Source organism: Rhizobium lentis (genome assembly GCF_014200175.1).
GTDB classification, from domain to species: Bacteria; Pseudomonadota; Alphaproteobacteria; order Rhizobiales; family Rhizobiaceae; genus Rhizobium; species Rhizobium mulingense.
This window is the reverse complement of sequence record NZ_JACHBD010000002.1, coordinates 113,777-129,488: the sequence shown is the minus strand read 5'-3', so window position 1 is coordinate 129,488 and position 15,712 is coordinate 113,777. Positions and strand designations below refer to the sequence as shown.

Annotated in this window: 18 protein-coding genes; 16 read left to right on the top strand and 2 right to left on the bottom strand. The window is 61.6% G+C overall.

The genetic code is table 11. The features are described from left to right. Nucleotides 1–171: 171 nt before the first annotated feature. The 16 genes from GGI60_RS06315 to GGI60_RS06240 all read left to right on the top strand — a co-directional run bounded on the left by GGI60_RS06315 (nt 172) and on the right by GGI60_RS06240 (nt 14,502). On the top strand, nt 172–570 hold the full coding sequence (locus GGI60_RS06315) for a VOC family protein (RefSeq protein WP_183914136.1): 399 nt from the start codon (nt 172–174) through the stop codon (nt 568–570). Nucleotides 571–667: 97 nt separating this feature from the next. Beyond that, entirely contained in the window at nt 668–1,732 is a 1,065-nt protein-coding gene (gene trpS, locus GGI60_RS06310) for a tryptophan--tRNA ligase (protein WP_183914135.1), read from the top strand. A 109-nt stretch (nt 1,733–1,841) separates the two neighbouring features. Further along, nucleotides 1,842–2,333, top strand: a complete 492-nt coding sequence (locus tag GGI60_RS06305; protein ID WP_183914134.1) for a universal stress protein — start codon at nt 1,842–1,844, stop codon at nt 2,331–2,333. Between the two features lie 109 nt (nt 2,334–2,442). Beyond that, nucleotides 2,443–3,009, top strand: coding sequence for a NifU family protein (locus GGI60_RS06300; protein WP_183914133.1), 567 nt, complete (start codon nt 2,443–2,445; stop codon nt 3,007–3,009). 88 nt (nt 3,010–3,097) lie between these two features. Beyond that, a complete protein-coding gene (gene tsaB, locus GGI60_RS06295; RefSeq protein WP_183914132.1) occupies nt 3,098–3,760 on the top strand; it encodes a tRNA (adenosine(37)-N6)-threonylcarbamoyltransferase complex dimerization subunit type 1 TsaB in 663 nt (220 codons plus the stop codon). 2 nt (nt 3,761–3,762) lie between these two features. Beyond that, a complete protein-coding gene (locus tag GGI60_RS06290; protein WP_183914130.1) occupies nt 3,763–4,257 on the top strand; it encodes a GNAT family N-acetyltransferase in 495 nt (164 codons plus the stop codon). Nucleotides 4,258–4,340: 83 nt separating this feature from the next. After that, nucleotides 4,341–4,769 (top strand): Fur family transcriptional regulator, encoded by a 429-nt coding sequence (locus tag GGI60_RS06285; protein ID WP_010028198.1) that lies wholly within the window; start codon nt 4,341–4,343, stop codon nt 4,767–4,769. Nucleotides 4,770–4,796: 27 nt separating this feature from the next. Continuing rightward, a complete protein-coding gene (locus GGI60_RS06280; RefSeq protein WP_183914129.1) occupies nt 4,797–5,594 on the top strand; it encodes a lysophospholipid acyltransferase family protein in 798 nt (265 codons plus the stop codon). A 228-nt stretch (nt 5,595–5,822) separates the two neighbouring features. Continuing rightward, on the top strand, nt 5,823–7,232 hold the full coding sequence (gene miaB / locus GGI60_RS06275; protein WP_183914127.1) for a tRNA (N6-isopentenyl adenosine(37)-C2)-methylthiotransferase MiaB: 1,410 nt from the start codon (nt 5,823–5,825) through the stop codon (nt 7,230–7,232). An 18-nt stretch (nt 7,233–7,250) separates the two neighbouring features. After that, nucleotides 7,251–8,303 carry a PhoH family protein gene (locus GGI60_RS06270; RefSeq protein ID WP_183914125.1) on the top strand — a complete coding sequence of 351 codons (1,053 nt, stop codon included), beginning with the start codon at nt 7,251–7,253 and terminating at the stop codon, nt 8,301–8,303. Continuing rightward, complete coding sequence (gene ybeY / locus GGI60_RS06265) at nt 8,303–8,818, top strand: rRNA maturation RNase YbeY (RefSeq protein ID WP_183914123.1); 516 nt, start codon at nt 8,303–8,305, stop codon at nt 8,816–8,818. Before GGI60_RS06270 ends, ybeY begins: the two co-directional genes overlap by 1 nt. Further along, complete coding sequence (locus GGI60_RS06260; protein WP_183914121.1) at nt 8,815–9,960, top strand: hemolysin family protein; 1,146 nt, start codon at nt 8,815–8,817, stop codon at nt 9,958–9,960. Before ybeY ends, GGI60_RS06260 begins: the two co-directional genes overlap by 4 nt. A gap of 240 nt (nt 9,961–10,200) precedes the next feature. After that, nucleotides 10,201–11,805 carry an apolipoprotein N-acyltransferase gene (gene lnt / locus GGI60_RS06255; RefSeq protein WP_183914119.1) on the top strand — a complete coding sequence of 535 codons (1,605 nt, stop codon included), beginning with the start codon at nt 10,201–10,203 and terminating at the stop codon, nt 11,803–11,805. Between the two features lie 151 nt (nt 11,806–11,956). Further along, nucleotides 11,957–12,376: a helix-turn-helix domain-containing protein gene (locus tag GGI60_RS06250; RefSeq protein ID WP_004679846.1), complete on the top strand. Its 420-nt coding sequence runs from the start codon at nt 11,957–11,959 to the stop codon at nt 12,374–12,376. A 177-nt stretch (nt 12,377–12,553) separates the two neighbouring features. Continuing rightward, nucleotides 12,554–13,804, top strand: a complete 1,251-nt coding sequence (metK, locus tag GGI60_RS06245) for a methionine adenosyltransferase (RefSeq protein WP_183914117.1) — start codon at nt 12,554–12,556, stop codon at nt 13,802–13,804. After that, nucleotides 13,801–14,502 (top strand): tRNA (guanosine(46)-N(7))-methyltransferase TrmB, encoded by a 702-nt coding sequence (locus GGI60_RS06240; protein WP_183914116.1) that lies wholly within the window; start codon nt 13,801–13,803, stop codon nt 14,500–14,502. Before metK ends, GGI60_RS06240 begins: the two co-directional genes overlap by 4 nt. A 191-nt stretch (nt 14,503–14,693) precedes the next feature. Here GGI60_RS06240 and GGI60_RS06235 read toward each other — a convergent pair whose 3' ends face one another. After that, a complete protein-coding gene (locus GGI60_RS06235; RefSeq protein ID WP_008524631.1) occupies nt 14,694–14,951 on the bottom strand; it encodes a DUF1150 family protein in 258 nt (85 codons plus the stop codon). Between the two features lie 47 nt (nt 14,952–14,998). Continuing rightward, nucleotides 14,999–15,424, bottom strand: coding sequence for an Hsp20 family protein (locus GGI60_RS06230; RefSeq protein WP_183914114.1), 426 nt, complete (start codon nt 15,422–15,424; stop codon nt 14,999–15,001). Between the last annotated feature and the right edge of the window lie 288 nt (nt 15,425–15,712).

Below are 15,712 nucleotides of genomic sequence, written 5' to 3'. Positions count from 1 at the left end.
TGGAACGGCGGCCATCCGGCCACCCTGCGCGGTCGAGGATTTTCAGTTCAATAAAAGCTTTTCTGTGAAATTTTATACTCAATTATAACTAAACAGCCTGATCAATTCGGCTTAAAACTAGGGAAATGCCTGCCTCAAAATGGAAAAAACGTCCAAACACAGGAGAATCGCATGACGGTACAGTCGCTTTTCCTCGTCACTCTGGTCGTCGACGATTACGACCGCGCCAAGGCCTTTTATTGCGGCGCGCTCGGTTTCGACTGCCTTGAGGACAAGCCGCTGCCCGACGGCAAACGCTGGGTGGTCGTGAAGCCGCGAGGCGGGGATGGCGCCGCCTTTCTGCTGGCGCAGGCGGCCAACGAAGTACAGCGGGGGGCAATCGGCAACCAGACCGGTGGCCGTGTCGGGTTCTTCCTGAAGACCGACGATTTCGCCTGTGATCATGCCGCCATGCTTGCAGCCGGGGTGCGCTTTCTGGAGGAGCCACGGCACGAGGTTTACGGCACGGTCGCGGTCTTTGCCGATCCCTATGGCAACAGCTTCGATCTGATCCAGCATACCGCAGGCTGAACCCCTTGATTGCGACGGGTCGCCCGTGCATAAGCCGCGGCATCAGCAACACAGGCGAAAAAGCCTTGGGGCCCTCCACCAGCCTATTGAGGACGACATGAGCGAATTCAAGAAACTCGTATTCTCCGGCGTGCAGCCGACCGGCAATCTGCATCTCGGCAACTATCTCGGCGCGATCCGCCGCTTCGTCGCGCTGCAGGAAGGCAATGACTGCATCTACTGCGTCGTCGACATGCATGCGCTCACCGCCCAGCTGGTGCATGAGGACATGCCGACCCAGACGCGCTCGATCGCCGCCGCCTTCATCGCCGCCGGCATCGATCCGGAAAAACATATCGTCTTCAATCAGTCGGCCGTGCCGCAGCATGCCGAACTCGCCTGGATCTTCAACTGCGTCGCCCGCATCGGCTGGATGAACCGCATGACGCAGTTCAAGGACAAGGCCGGAAAGGACCGCGAGCAGGCCTCGCTCGGCCTCTACGCCTATCCGAGCCTGATGGCCGCCGACATTCTCGTCTACCGCGCCACGCATGTGCCTGTTGGCGAGGACCAGAAGCAGCATCTCGAGCTTGCCCGCGACATTGCCATGAAGTTCAACCTCGATTATGCCGAGCATATCGGCAGGACCGGCTACGGCGTCGACATCACCGTCGGCGACGAACCGGTGCATGCCTATTTCCCGATGGTCGAGCCGCTGATCGGCGGACCGGCACCGCGCGTCATGTCGCTGCGCGACGGCACCAAAAAAATGTCCAAATCCGATCCTTCGGACCTGTCGCGCATCAATCTGATGGATGACGAGGATGCGATCTCGAAGAAGATCCGCAAGGCAAAGACCGATCCGGATGGTTTGCCGAGTGACGTCGACGGACTGCAGGGCCGGCCGGAAGCCGACAATCTGGTGGCGATCTATGCGGCCCTCGCCGACAAATCGAAGTCGGAAGTGCTTGCCGAATTCGGCGGCCAGCAGTTTTCGGTGTTCAAGCCGGCACTGGTCGATCTCGCCATCCACGTGCTGGCGCCGATCACCGGCGAAATGCGCCGGCTGATGGACGATACCAGCCACATCGATGCGATCCTGCGCAAGGGCAGCGAACGCGCCCGGGCTCGCGCCGAGGTGACGATGAACCAGCTGCGGGACGTCATCGGCTTCCTTTACTGAGGCAGCAGATCTCCCTTCTGGCCGCCGGGCAGAAGGGTATCTGCTTCCGAGGCGTCGCGCCGAAAACTGCGCTTGCAATTTTTCCGCTTCGGGTGTCAGAGTCCGCGCCATGGTATCGAAGCGACTCTCACGGCTCGAAGGTCACCGGCGCAAATTCATGGCTGTGATCGACGGGACACCCGAATGCCAGCGCGCCGTTCATTATGCCGGCCGGCGCGCGAAGAATTCCAATGGCGGCCTGGTGCTGCTCTATGTGATCCCCGACGGCGATTTCCAGCAATGGCTCGGCGTCGAGGAGATCATGCGGGCCGAGGCGCGCGAGGAAGCCGAAGCGACCGTCGCCAAGATCGCCCAGATCGTGCGCGAGACGATCGGCATCGAGCCGGAGATCGTCATCCGTGAAGGCAGTGCGGCCGAACAGATCAACGCCGTGATCGAGGAAGACCGCGATGTGGCGATCCTCGTTCTTGCCGCCGGTTCGGCAAAGGAAGGTCCGGGACCGCTCGTTTCGTCGGTCGCCGGACGCGCGGCGGCCTTTCCGATTCCGGTGACCGTGCTGCCGGATACGCTGACGAACGAGGAAATCGACGCCCTCTGCTGAGCCTATTTCTTGAGTACAAGTCTCTTGATTAGATCAGGCAATGGGCCTATTTTCTTTTGAAGAATTCTAAAGACGGCCGAGGTCTTGGGCCCGCCGCATGGAGAGCCAGATGTTCATTCAGACCGAAGCCACGCCGAATCCCGCCACGCAGAAGTTCCTGCCGGGCAAGGTGGTCATGGAAAACGGCACCGCCGAATTCCGCAGCGCCGAGGAGGCCGAAGCCTCGCCGCTCGCCGCCCGGCTGTTCGAAATTCCTGGCGTCATCGGCGTCTATTTCGGCTACGACTTCATTTCCGTCTCCAAGGACAATGCCGAATGGCAGCATCTTAAGCCGGCTATATTAGGCTCGATCATGGAGCATTTCATGTCCGGCAAGCCGGTCATGGGCGACGCCTCCATTCTGTCCGAGGACGCCGATGCCGGCGACGAATTCTTTGACGAAGGCGACGAATCGATCGTGCTGACCATCAAGGAACTTCTGGAGACCCGCGTGCGCCCGGCCGTTGCCCAGGACGGCGGCGACATCACCTTCCGCGGCTTCAAGGACGGCAAGGTCTATCTGAACATGAAGGGCTCCTGCTCCGGCTGCCCGTCTTCGACGGCGACGCTGAAGCATGGCGTCCAGAACCTACTGCGCCATTTCGTACCCGAAGTGCAGGAAGTGATTGCCGCTTGAAAAGCTCAAATTCGTTCCAGCCGTTCATCTCTCGTTCGGCCGGACGGGTTTATGGTTAGCGACAAGAGTTTATTCGGAAATTGATGGCATGATCGTTCTGGCGCTCGACACGGCAGGTGTGGATTGCTCTGCCGCAGTTTATGACAGCGGCAGGAATACGGTGCTGGGGGAGGCATCGGACATGATCGGCAAGGGGCATGCTGAACATCTGATCGATATCGTTGACCGTGCGCTGGCTCAGGCCGATATGACGCTTTCCCAGGTCGACCGCCTTGCCGTCACCATTGGCCCCGGCTCCTTTACCGGTATCCGCGTCGGCGTGGCCGCAGCCCGCGGCTTTGCGTTGTCGCTGCAAATCCCCGTGGTCGGCGTCACCACGCTCGAAGTGATGGCCGCCGCAGAGCGTGAGAGGACGCCCGGCCGCCCGGTGCTTGCCGCCATGGACGCCAAGCGGGACGAAATCTATCTCCAGGCCTTTGCGGCGGATGGTTCTCCGCTCGATGCAGCCCGGGCGGCAAGCGTCGCCGAGGCCCAGGCTTTCGCCGCCGGCTTCGACGGCGAGATCACCGGTTCGGCAACGCCGCTCCTGAAGGCGGACGCCGGCGGCAACCATGCCAACGTTTTTCCGATTTCGGTGGTGGCGCGCCTCGGTGCTGCCGCCGCGGCCGATGCCGGAAAGCCAAAGCCCCTTTATCTGCGCGGACCGGATGCCAAACCGCAGGCCGGATATGCGATTGCGCGACGAGTGTAACCATGCTGGAAGCCTATCTGACGCTGAAGCCGGAATTCGAGATCATCGCCATGGAGCGCGAGGATTGCCGCGACGTCGCCGTGCTGCATGGCGAGCGTTTCGCAAGGCCCTGGGGCGACGGCGAGTTCCACAGCCTGCTGTCGCAGGAGACCGTGTTCGGCTTCGTCGCGCGCCAGACCAATGCCATCCTGAAAAAGCCGCTGCCCGGCTTCATTCTTGCCCGCCAGGTCGCCGGCGAGGCGGAAATCCTGACGGTCGCCGTGCAGGCAAAGGTCGCCCGTTCCGGGCTCGGCTGGCGGCTGATGCAGGCGGCGATGCGGGAGGCGCGGGCGCGCGGCGGTGAGAGCATGTTTCTCGAGGTCGACAACGGCAATACGGCCGCACTCGGCCTCTACCGCAAGCTCGGCTTCGAGAAGGTCGGCGAGCGCCAAGGCTACTACAAGCAGGAAAACGGCGTCCTTTCCACGGCGCTTGTCATGAAGCGCGTTCTTCGGTAGTTCCGTGGCAGAGAGATGACAGGCCGGCTGGCGCGACGACCGTGCGGGCGTTGTCGAAACGCGAATATTTTTGAAGGCGGGCCATGCCTGATGTAGCCAAGACCCTTGAGGAGCTTTGCGCCGAACGCGGCATGCGCATGACCGAGCAGCGCCGCGTGATCGCGCGTATCCTGGAAGATTCGGCAGACCATCCCGACGTCGAAGAGCTCTACCGCCGCTCGGTGAAAGTCGATGCGAAAATCTCGATCTCGACCGTCTATCGCACCGTCAAACTGTTCGAGGATGCCGGCATCATCGCCCGCCACGACTTCCGCGACGGGCGCTCGCGCTACGAAACAGTGCCGGAAGAGCACCACGACCACCTCATCGACTTGAAAACCGGCACGGTCATCGAATTTCGCTCGCCGGAGATCGAGGCGCTGCAGGAGCGCATCGCCCGCGAACACGGCTTCCAGCTGGTCGACCACCGCCTGGAGCTCTATGGCATTCCGTTGAAGAAGGACGATCTCTGAAGCAATGGCCGCCCGGGAGCAGCACCTTTGATCGCCTGGCTGCGCATCGCTTTGGCTGCGGCCGTCATCCTTGCCGTCAGCATCGTGCTCATACCGCTGCAGCTGCTGGCGCTGCGTTTCGACTGGCGGCTGCGCCGCCGGCTGCCGCGCGTCTGGCACCGCATCATCTGCTATTGCCTCGGCATCCGCGTGCGCGTCACCGGCAGGCTGGAAGACCGGCGGCCGCTGATGCTCTGCTCCAACCATTCGTCCTGGATGGATATCATGGTGATGTCGGCCGTGGCCGACGTCGCCTTCATCGCCAAGATCGAGGTGGCCGAGTGGCCGATCTTCGGTACGCTCGCCAAACTGCAGAAAAGCGTCTTCGTCGTGCGCGAGGAGCGGCGCAAAACCGGCCATCAGGCCAATGAGATCGCCGGGCGCATGGCCGACGGCGAAATCATCGTGCTCTTCCCGGAGGGCACGACCTCGGACGGCAACCGGCTGCTGGAGGTGAAATCCTCGCTGTTCGGCGCCGCCGCGATGGCCGTGCCCGCCTCCCCGACGGGGACCGTCGTGGTGCAGCCGGTGGCGATTGCCTATACCCGCGTGCACGGCATCCCGATGGGACGCTATCACAGGCCGCTCGCCGCCTGGCCGGGCGATATCGAGCTCTTGCCGCACCTGATCGACATCGTCAGATGCGGCGCCCTCGACGCGGAGGTTTCCTTCGGCGAAGCGGTGGAATATCGCGCCGACACCAATCGCAAAGAGGTGAGCGCGACGATTGCCTCGCGCATCCGCAACCTCTTGAACAGCCGCCTGCGCGGGCGGGAAATTTCCTAAAACGCGTCGCGATCTTTCAGATTCGCTCCTCGCGCTTTGCTCTTTGTTTTGACGCATGTCGTTGCCGCAAAACTGCTGCACACTTTTGCGCGACATGCTTTAGCGGCGCCGCGCTCCTTCAGATTCGCTCCTCGCGCTTTACCTCCTTGTTTTCTCGCATGTCGTTGCGCGGCTGCTAAAACAAGATTTTGATTTTCTCGGGCGGCAAAAACCACTACATAGCCGGCCATGACACAGGATAGCGCCCTTCTCCAGGCCCCGGAGCAGACACTCCGCGACGGCTCCAACAGCCGCAAGGTCTTCATCAAGACCTATGGCTGCCAGATGAACGTCTATGATTCCACGCGCATGAGCGATGCGCTCGCCCGCGACGGTTACGAGCCGACGGAAGACATGGAAGAGGCCGACCTCGTCCTGCTCAACACCTGCCATATCCGCGAAAAGGCGGCCGAGAAGGTCTATTCCGCGCTCGGCCGGCTGCGCGAGATGAAGAAGAAGAAGGCGGCCGACGGAAGGGAGATGATGATCGGGGTTGCCGGCTGCGTCGCCCAGGCCGAAGGCGAGGAGATCCTGCGCCGGGCGCCGGCCGTCGACGTCGTCATCGGTCCGCAGACCTATCATCGCCTGCCGGAAGCGCTGCGGCGGGCCAAACAGGGCCAGCGCGTCGTCGACACCGAATACGCGATCGAGGACAAGTTCGAGCATCTGCCGATTGCCGAGAGCCGCAAGATCCGCGCCCGCGGCGTCACCGCCTTCCTGACGGTGCAGGAGGGCTGCGACAAGTTCTGCACCTTCTGCGTCGTGCCCTATACGCGCGGCTCGGAAGTGTCGCGGCCGATTTCCCAGATCGTCGACGAGGCCGAAAAGCTTGTCTCAGCCGGCGTGCGCGAGATCACCCTGCTCGGCCAGAACGTCAATGCCTGGCACGGCGCCGGGCCGAAGGGAGAGGCATGGAGCCTCGGCGACCTGCTCTACCGCCTTGCCGAGATCCCCGGCCTTGCGCGGCTGCGTTATACCACCAGCCATCCGCGCGACATGGACGACCGGCTGATCGAGGCGCACCGCGACTTGAGGGCGCTGATGCCCTATCTGCACCTGCCGGTGCAATCGGGCTCGGACCGCATCCTGAAAGCGATGAACCGGCGTCACACGGCAGCCGAATATCTGACGCTGATCGAACGCATCCGCACAGTGCGGCCCGACATCGCGCTGTCGGGCGATTTCATCACCGGCTTTCCGGGGGAGACAGACGCGGATTTTGAGGATACACTGAGACTCGTAGAAGAGGTGCGCTACGCGCAGGCCTTCTCGTTCAAATACTCGACACGGCCGGGCACACCCGGTGCGGAACTGAAGGACCAGGTGCCGGAAGAAATCAAGGCAGAACGGCTGGAACGCCTGCAAGCGCTTCTTTTGAAGCAGCAGCAGGAATTTGCCGAATCCTGCATCGGCAAGGAGATCGATCTGCTGCTCGAAAAGCCCGGCCGCATGCCCGGCCAGCTAATCGGACGTTCTCCCTGGCTTCAATCCGTAAATGTTGATGCAAAAGCATCGCAAATCGGTGACATTATTAAAGTGCGAATCACCGGAACCGGAACGAACAGCCTGTTTGCCGAACGCGCAGAGGCTGCGGTCTAACCCAAGGAGCCCGACCGCTTGAACGGACAAGAATTGGTTTCTTCTTCACCGCGCCACCCCCGCACGCCGAGCGACACCAATCACTTCGTCCTGACGTTCGAGAACAATCGGTTCGCCAGCGAGCTCTTCGGTCAATTCGACCAGAACCTGAAGCTGCTCGAGGAGCGGCTCAACATCGATGCGCGGGCGCGCGGCAATTCCGTCGTCATATCGGGCGATGTCGTGACCACCAACCAGGCGCGGCGCACGCTCGACTATCTCTATGAAAAACTTCAGAAAGGCGGCAACGTGGAACGATCCGACGTCGAGGGCGCAATCCGCATGGCGGTCGCCGCCGACGATCAGCTCAGCCTGCCGACGATGGAGCGCAAGGCCAAGCTGACGATGGCGCAGGTTTCCACCCGCAAGAAGACGATCATCGCCCGCACGCCGACCCAGGACGCCTATATCAGGGCGCTGGAACGCTCCGAACTGGTCTTCGGCGTCGGCCCGGCCGGCACCGGCAAGACCTATCTCGCCGTCGCCCATGCCGCTCAGCTGCTGGAACGCGGCGCCGTCGAGAAAATCATCCTGTCGCGTCCGGCCGTCGAAGCCGGTGAGCGCCTGGGCTTCCTGCCCGGCGACATGAAGGAAAAGGTCGATCCCTATCTTCGCCCGCTCTATGATGCGCTCTACGACATGATCCCCGCCGACAAGGTCGACCGGGCGATCACCGCCGGGGTCATCGAGATCGCGCCACTCGCCTTCATGCGCGGCCGCACGCTTGCCAATGCCGCGATCATCCTCGACGAAGCGCAGAACACCACGTCGATGCAGATGAAGATGTTCCTGACGCGCCTCGGCGAGAATTCCCGGATGATCGTCACCGGCGACCCGAGCCAGATCGACCTGCCGCGCGGCGTCAAATCCGGCCTGGTCGAGGCCCTGCAGCTGCTGAACGGCGTCGAGGGCATCTCTATCGTGCGCTTCAAGGATACTGACGTCGTGCGTCATCCGCTGGTCGGGCGCATCGTCAGGGCCTATGATTCCACGTATGCCGTCGACGCTGAAGACGGCAGCCGGCAGGACTGATGGCCGAGCTCGACATCCAAATCAGCATCGAGAACATCGGCTGGCCCGAGGAAGAGACGCTGTTGGCTTTTTGCGGCCGTGTGCTCGCGGCAGCGGCGGTCTATCTCCGCGATAGCGAAAAGCAGCCCTTCCCGACGATTCCGCCCGAGGTGTCGCTGGTCTTTACCGACGACGCCTCGATCCAGGACATCAACGCCGAATGGCGCGGCAAGGACAAGGCGACCAACGTACTCTCCTTTCCGGCCTTTCCGGTTCAGCCGGGAAAAATGCCGGGCCCGATGCTCGGCGATATCATCATCGCCAGGGAGACGGTTGAGCGGGAGGCCCATGAGCTCGAAAAGAGTTTCGACGACCACCTGACCCATCTCCTGGTGCACGGTTTCTTGCATCTTCTCGGCTACGATCATATGAATAGTACCGAAGCCGAAATTATGGAGGGGCTGGAGACTCGCATTTTGGCGCAGCTCGGCCTATCTGATCCTTACGAGGGTCAAGACCTTAAAATGGAACCATGAGCGACTTTACGACGAAGCCGGCGGCAGACGCCAAGGACTCCGAGTCATCCTCCTCTTCGGACGAGGCGGGCAGTAGTAGTCGGCCATCCGGCCGATCCCAATCCTTCTGGTCGCGCGCCGCGCGCATTCTCCGCCCGCAGCAGGGCTCGCGGCTGCGAGAGGATCTGGCCGACGCGCTGATGACAGACGCGGCCGGCGACGACGCCTTTTCGCCCGACGAGCGGGCGATGCTGCACAATATCCTGCGCTTCCGCGAGGTGCGCGTCGCCGACGTGATGGTGCCGCGCGCCGATATCGAGGCGGTGGACCAGAACATCACCATCGGCGAGCTGATGATCCTGTTCGAGGAATCCGGCCGCTCGCGCATGCCCGTCTATGCCGATACGCTCGACGATCCGCGCGGCATGGTGCATATCCGCGACCTGCTCTCCTATGTCGCCAAACAGGCGCGCAACAAGCGCCGCGGCCCGACGAAACCGGCGGTCGCGGTGCCGGCGATCGACGTTGCGCCTGAGAATATCCAGAAGCCGCCGCGTTCGGCCAAGTCGAATTTCGATCTCGCCCGCGTTGACCTGCAGAAGACGCTGGCGGAGGCCGGCATCATCCGCAAGATCCTGTTTGTGCCGCCGTCGATGCTGGCCTCCGACCTGTTGCGCCGGATGCAGGTGAACCGCACGCAGATGGCACTCGTCATCGACGAATATGGCGGCACCGACGGTCTCGCCTCGCATGAGGACATCGTCGAAATGGTGGTTGGCGACATCGACGACGAACATGATGACGAAGAAGTGATGTTCAAACGCGTCGCCGAAGACGTCTTCATCGCCGACGCCCGAGTCGAACTGGAAGAGATCGCCGCAGCGATCGGGCCGGATTTCGACATCAGCGAGCAGGTCGATGAAGTCGATACGCTGGGCGGGCTGATCTTCTCGGCCCTCGGCCGCATTCCGGTGCGCGGCGAGGTCGTCCAGGCGCTGCCGAATTTCGAATTCCACATCCTCGACGCCGATCCGCGCCGCATTAAACGGCTGCGCATCACCCGCAAGCGCCACGCGATCCGCCGCCGCGCCAAAGAGGCCGGCGACATCACGCCCGGCTCCGAGACCGGCGACGACCGGCCGGCCGAATCGACCGCCAACTAGTTCTTTGCTTTTGCAACGTGTCGTCATTCAGGAACCGCTGCGCGGTTCCTGACGAAATGCATTAAAGCGTGTCGCGATCTTTCAGATTCGCTCCTTGCGCTTTAATTTAGCTCTTTGTTTTTGCGCATGTCGTTGCCGCAAAACCGTGGCACACTTTTGCGCGACACGCTCTAACAGGACAAAGAGCCGCTTTTTTGAAAGACTGCGGATGGGTTGATTCGCGGCTTGATGGGAGTGTGCATGGAGCGGCTTGCGGACAGGGTTATCCTCGTCTGGGGGGTCAAACGGTCATTGCTGGCCGCTGCCGCAGGGGCATTCGCGGTGCTGGCGCTGCCGCCTTTCGGCTTTTTCGCGGCGATGTTCCTGTCCTTCACGCTGCTCGTCTGGCTGATCGACGGGGCAGCGGCTTCTCCTGAAAGCGGCCTGATAGGCAGGCTATGGCCGGCCTTTGCGGTCGGCTGGCTATTCGGCTTCGGTTATTTCGTCGCCGGCCTCTGGTGGCTCGGCCATGCGCTGCTCGTCGATTCGGAGGAATTCGCCTGGGCGCTACCGCTCGCCATCCTGGGTCTGCCGGCCTGTCTGGGGATCTTCTACGGGCTGGCTGTTGCGCTGGCCCGCATCTTTTGGTCCGACGGCATGGGGCGGATCGCCGCACTTGCGGCTGGCTTCGGGCTGATGGAATGGCTTCGCAGCGTCATCCTCACCGGTTTTCCCTGGAACGCCATCGGCTACGGCCTGATGCCGGTGCCGCTGATGATGCAGTCGGCGCATGTGATCGGGGCGATGGGTGTGACCGCCCTTGCCGTCTTCGTCTTTTCCGCTCCCGCCCTTGTCGGGACCCGGCAGGGCGCACGCACCGGCATTGCGCTTGCCGTCCTACTGTTTGCCGCCCATCTCGGCTACGGCGCCTATGCTCTCTATCTGGCGCCGCGGCCCGCGCCCTTGCCCGAGGACAAGCGGCCGGTAGTGCGGCTGGTGCAGCCGGCCATCGACCAGGCGGCGAAGATGGACAACGACGCCGATCGCAATGCGATCTTCGAGACGCATCTGAAGCTTTCGGCCGAGGCGCCCAGGAATGGCGGGCGCAAGCCCAATATCATCGTCTGGCCGGAAACTTCGATCCCCTTCATCCTGACCGACAACCAGGATGCCCTGACGCGGATCGCCGATACGCTCGACGACGACCAGATCCTGATCGCCGGCGCGGTGCGCGCCGAGGAAATGGGGCCGGGCACGCCGGTGCGCTACTATAATTCCGTCTATGTCATCGATGGCCGCGGCCAGATCATTGCCGCCTCCGACAAGGTGCATCTGGTGCCCTTCGGCGAATATCTCCCCTTCGAAGACCTTCTTACCGAACTCGGCATCCAGAACGTCGTCGAGATCCCGGGCGGGTTTTCGGCTGCCGCAAGCCGACACCTGCTGGCGCTGCCCGATGGCCTCAATCTTTATCCGCTGATCTGCTACGAGATCATTTTTCCTGATGAAATGACCGGCGACATAAAAGACGCCAACGCCCTCCTCAACCTCACCAATGATGCCTGGTTCGGCATGACCCCCGGCCCCTACCAGCATTTCCTGCAGGCGCGCGTGCGGGCGGTCGAGACCGGCCTGCCGCTGATTCGCGACGCCAATAGCGGCATTTCAGCACTGGTGAACGCCCATGGAGAAATAATCGCCGGCCTCGATCTTGGAGAAACCGGCTTTATTGATGCAACTGTCGATAGCCTCAGTGAAGGGTTCGGAACCACATACCCCCACCAGACATACTTCTGGTTGACCGAGGCTCTGCTGATTTTGATTGCGCTGATCTCGCGCGGAGGTTTTATTTTAGGGTTGAATTGACCAAAAACCCCTAAAATTGCATAGTGATGACAATCGGCGTTCTTAACGGATGTTGGAAGGTGGATTCCCACCGACTGCAACGTGGCGTTTTGGGATGGATCAGGGGCATGCCGGTTGGACACAGGTTGAAATTCGTAGCTAGGGCACGACCATGATTGAAAACAAGAAAAAGCCGAATCCCATCGACATCCATGTTGGCAGCCGCATTCGCCTTCGCCGAACGATGCTGGGCATGAGCCAGGAAAAGCTTGGCGAAAGCCTCGGCATCACCTTTCAGCAGATCCAGAAATATGAAAAAGGCACCAACCGCGTCGGCGCAAGCCGTCTGCAGAACATCTCGAGCATCTTGAACGTCCCGGTCTCCTTCTTCTTCGAGGATGCACCCGGCGAACATTCCGGCGCCATCGGCGGCATGGCAGAAGCCTCCAGCTCGAATTATGTCGTCGACTTCCTCTCCTCCTCCGAAGGCCTGCAGCTCAACCGCGCCTTCGTGAAGATTTCCGATCCCAAGGTTCGCCGCAAGGTCGTGGAACTGGTCAAGGCGCTCGCGGCCGAAGCCGACGCCGACTGATCACAGCTCCTTTCGCAGAATCGAAGGCGGCCGAAAGGCCGCTTTTTTGCGTTTTTGGGGCAAAATTTGTCACTTTGCCGCAGATATAAAGATATATTTATGTCCTTCTGCGCTTGTCATCGGCGCGCGAACTGAGTACCTACTAGCAGGCTTTTATTCTTTGAGGGGAATCCCGGAATGCGCGCGAATTATCTCTTTACCAGCGAATCTGTAGCCGAAGGTCACCCGGACAAAGTGTGTGACCGCATCTCCGACGAGATCGTCGATTTGGTCTACCGCGAAGCGGCCAAGACCGGCGTCAATCCGTGGGGCGTGCGCATTGCCTGCGAAACGTTGGCGACGACCAATCGCGTTGTCATCGCCGGTGAGGTCCGCCTGCCGCCGAGCTTGATGAAGAAGGACAAGGACGGCAACGACGTCATCAATCCCTCAAAGTTCAAGGCCGCCGCCCGCCGCGCCATCAAGGATATCGGCTACGAGCAGGACGGCTTTCACTGGAAGAAAGCCAAGATCGACGTGCTGTTGCACTCGCAGTCGGCCGACATCGCCCAGGGCGTCGATAGCGCCGCCGACCAGCAGGGCGACGAGGGCGCCGGCGACCAGGGCATCATGTTCGGTTACGCTTGCAAAGAAACGCCGGACCTGATGCCGGCGCCGATCTATTATTCCCACAAGATCCTGCAGCTGCTGGCAGTAGGCCGCAAGAAGGGTGATGGCGAAGTCGCCAAGCTCGGCCCTGACGCCAAGAGCCAGGTGACCGTGCGTTACGTCGACGGCAAGCCGTCGGAAGCGACCTCGATCGTGCTTTCCACCCAGCATCTCGATGAGAGCTGGGATTCCAACAAGGTCCGCGCCGTCGTCGAACCCTATATCCGCGAAGCGCTCGGCGAGCTGAAGATCGCCGATGATTGCAAGTGGTACATCAACCCGACCGGCAAGTTCGTCATCGGCGGCCCGGACGGCGACGCCGGCCTCACCGGCCGCAAGATCATCGTCGACACCTATGGCGGCGCGGCACCGCATGGCGGCGGCGCATTCTCCGGCAAGGACACCACCAAGGTCGACCGTTCGGCCGCCTATGCCGCCCGCTACCTTGCCAAGAATGTCGTGGCCGCCGGCCTTGCCGACCGCTGCACGATCCAGCTCTCCTACGCGATCGGCGTCGCCCAGCCGCTGTCGATCTATGTTGACCTGCACGGCACCGGCAGCGTTTCCGAGGACCAGGTCGAAGCGGCGATCCGCGAGAATATGGACCTGTCGCCGTCCGGCATCCGCCGTCACCTCGACCTCAACAAGCCGATCTACGCCAAGACTTCCGCTTACGGCCATTTCGGCCGCAAGGCCGGCCGCGACGGCTCGTTCTCCTGGGAGCGCACTGACCTCGTCAAGGCGCTGAAGGAAGCCGTCAAGACCAAGGCCGCTGCATGACGGATATGGAACGCCGGGGCCGGGCGACCGAAGCCTTTTTCGGTCGCCGCAAGGGCAAGGCCCTGCGCGAACAGCAGGCCGAGACGTTAAACAGCCTGCTCCCGGCATTCCTCATCGACCTCTCGGCGGCTCCTCCGGAGCCGCTGGCATCCCTCTTTCCAGTTCCCGTCAAAACGTTGCGGCTGGAAATCGGTTTCGGCGGCGGCGAGCATCTGATGCACCGCGCCTTGGAAAGGCCTTCGACCGGCTTCGTCGGCGTCGAGCCCTTCGTCAATTCCATGCAGAAGCTGTTGTCGCGCATCGGCGAGACAGGCGCACGCAATATCCGCGTCTTTAACGACGATGCGACGCAGCTGCTCGACTGGCTGCCGGACGCGTCGCTCGACCAGATCGATCTGCTCTATCCTGACCCGTGGCCGAAGCGGAAGCATTGGAAGCGCCGCTTTGTCTCGAAGACCAATCTCGACCGCTTCCATCGCGTGCTGAAATCCGGCGGCCTGTTCTGCTTTGCCTCCGACATTGACACCTATGTCAACTGGACGCTGCTCAAATGCCGCGACCATGGCGGCTTCGACTGGCTCGCCCACAATGCAGCCGACTGGCTGACGCCCTACGAGGGGTGGCCGAGTACCCGCTACGAGGCCAAGGCGCGGCGCGAGGGCCGGTCTTCGGCCTATCTGACATTCCGGAAGATGTGAGTTTCAATGACAGCTAAAGGGCAATAGTGACGGGCGTGCCGTGCGACCCCCTCATCCGACCCTTCGGTCCACCTTCTCCGCGCTGGGGAGAAGGTAGCCCGAAGGGTCGGATGAGGGGCCCAAAGGCACAGCACCATCGGCGATCAGCCTATCCCAAAGCAGCGTCGCGACAATTAGGCGCTATTCAACGGTCAGTGCAGGCTGACCGTCTTCAATTCGTCTTCGGCAGCCTTGAAGAAGGTGCTGGAGCGGTTGTCCGTCAAGAGGATCGGCGTGCCGTCGGCGCCGAAGAGTGCCCAGAGATCGACGTTCGGATCGATATCCGGCGCCTCGGGGAAACACTTGGCGACCTCTTCGGTGCGCATTTTTCTGATGTAGGCGACCTCGCCGTTGCCGATGTGGGCAAGCTCGGATTTGGTCAAGTGAGACGTGGCTTCTTTCATCAACATTCCTGTTCCTCCGGAAGAAGGGACCAACGGTTCGACAAACCGTTGTGCTACTGTGAAACCGAAATGTTAATTTTCTTGACCATGCGCGCGGGCTCCGGACGAATTAGATCGACGGAGAGCAGGCCGTTCTTGAGGCTGGCGCCGAGCACCTGCATGCCGTCGGCAAGAACGAAGGTGCGCTGGAACTGACGGGCGGCAATGCCACGATAGAGATAATCCCGCTCGCCCTGCTCCACCTGGCGGCCGCGGATCACAAGCTGGTTCTCCTCGGTGGAGACGTCGAGTTCCTCCTCGCTGAAGCCGGCCACCGCAAGGGTGATACGCAGACGTTCAGGCGCGCCCCTGTCGGCGGCGATACGTTCGATATTGTAGGGCGGATATCCGTCGCTCGCCTTGGAAATGCGCTCCAGCGTCTTTTCCATGGCATCGAAGCCCAGAAGCAGCGGGCTGGCGAAAGGGGTTATGCGGCTCATCTCTTTTCAAGTCCTTGATGCAAGCGACCATCCCGGACCTCAAGCGCAGCATCCGGATGCCGCTAATATGGGGACAGCACCCTGGCGGTGCAAGACACAGGCGGCCTGTCGGCGACGCCTCCCCGATTTAAGTCCCTCTCAAGTTTAAGGTGACGGCGCCTGCCTCCTTGCTTGACAAAGCGGCTATCGCCTCGCATCAAAACATGCCCGTGCGAAATGTGCTGATTTGTGACGGGAAATGAAAAAGAGGTGCATGCCGCAGCAACGGGCATGGTGAGGACGGGACGG

What these genes read in the sequence shown, in the direction of transcription:
- GGI60_RS06315 (WP_183914136.1), top strand. Translation starts at nt 172, where the DNA reads ATGACGGTACAGTCGCTTTTCCTCGTCACTCTGGTCGTCGACGATTAC.
- trpS (WP_183914135.1), top strand. Translation starts at nt 668, where the DNA reads ATGAGCGAATTCAAGAAACTCGTATTCTCCGGCGTGCAGCCGACCGGC.
- GGI60_RS06305 (WP_183914134.1), top strand. Translation starts at nt 1,842, where the DNA reads ATGGTATCGAAGCGACTCTCACGGCTCGAAGGTCACCGGCGCAAATTC.
- GGI60_RS06300 (WP_183914133.1), top strand. Translation starts at nt 2,443, where the DNA reads ATGTTCATTCAGACCGAAGCCACGCCGAATCCCGCCACGCAGAAGTTC.
- tsaB (WP_183914132.1), top strand. Translation starts at nt 3,098, where the DNA reads ATGATCGTTCTGGCGCTCGACACGGCAGGTGTGGATTGCTCTGCCGCA.
- GGI60_RS06290 (WP_183914130.1), top strand. Translation starts at nt 3,763, where the DNA reads ATGCTGGAAGCCTATCTGACGCTGAAGCCGGAATTCGAGATCATCGCC.
- GGI60_RS06285 (WP_010028198.1), top strand. Translation starts at nt 4,341, where the DNA reads ATGCCTGATGTAGCCAAGACCCTTGAGGAGCTTTGCGCCGAACGCGGC.
- miaB (WP_183914127.1), top strand. Translation starts at nt 5,823, where the DNA reads ATGACACAGGATAGCGCCCTTCTCCAGGCCCCGGAGCAGACACTCCGC.
- ybeY (WP_183914123.1), top strand. Translation starts at nt 8,303, where the DNA reads ATGGCCGAGCTCGACATCCAAATCAGCATCGAGAACATCGGCTGGCCC.
- GGI60_RS06260 (WP_183914121.1), top strand. Translation starts at nt 8,815, where the DNA reads ATGAGCGACTTTACGACGAAGCCGGCGGCAGACGCCAAGGACTCCGAG.
- lnt (WP_183914119.1), top strand. Translation starts at nt 10,201, where the DNA reads ATGGAGCGGCTTGCGGACAGGGTTATCCTCGTCTGGGGGGTCAAACGG.
- GGI60_RS06250 (WP_004679846.1), top strand. Translation starts at nt 11,957, where the DNA reads ATGATTGAAAACAAGAAAAAGCCGAATCCCATCGACATCCATGTTGGC.
- metK (WP_183914117.1), top strand. Translation starts at nt 12,554, where the DNA reads ATGCGCGCGAATTATCTCTTTACCAGCGAATCTGTAGCCGAAGGTCAC.
- GGI60_RS06240 (WP_183914116.1), top strand. Translation starts at nt 13,801, where the DNA reads ATGACGGATATGGAACGCCGGGGCCGGGCGACCGAAGCCTTTTTCGGT.
- GGI60_RS06235 (WP_008524631.1), bottom strand. Translation starts at nt 14,951, where the DNA reads ATGTTGATGAAAGAAGCCACGTCTCACTTGACCAAATCCGAGCTTGCC.
- GGI60_RS06230 (WP_183914114.1), bottom strand. Translation starts at nt 15,424, where the DNA reads ATGAGCCGCATAACCCCTTTCGCCAGCCCGCTGCTTCTGGGCTTCGAT.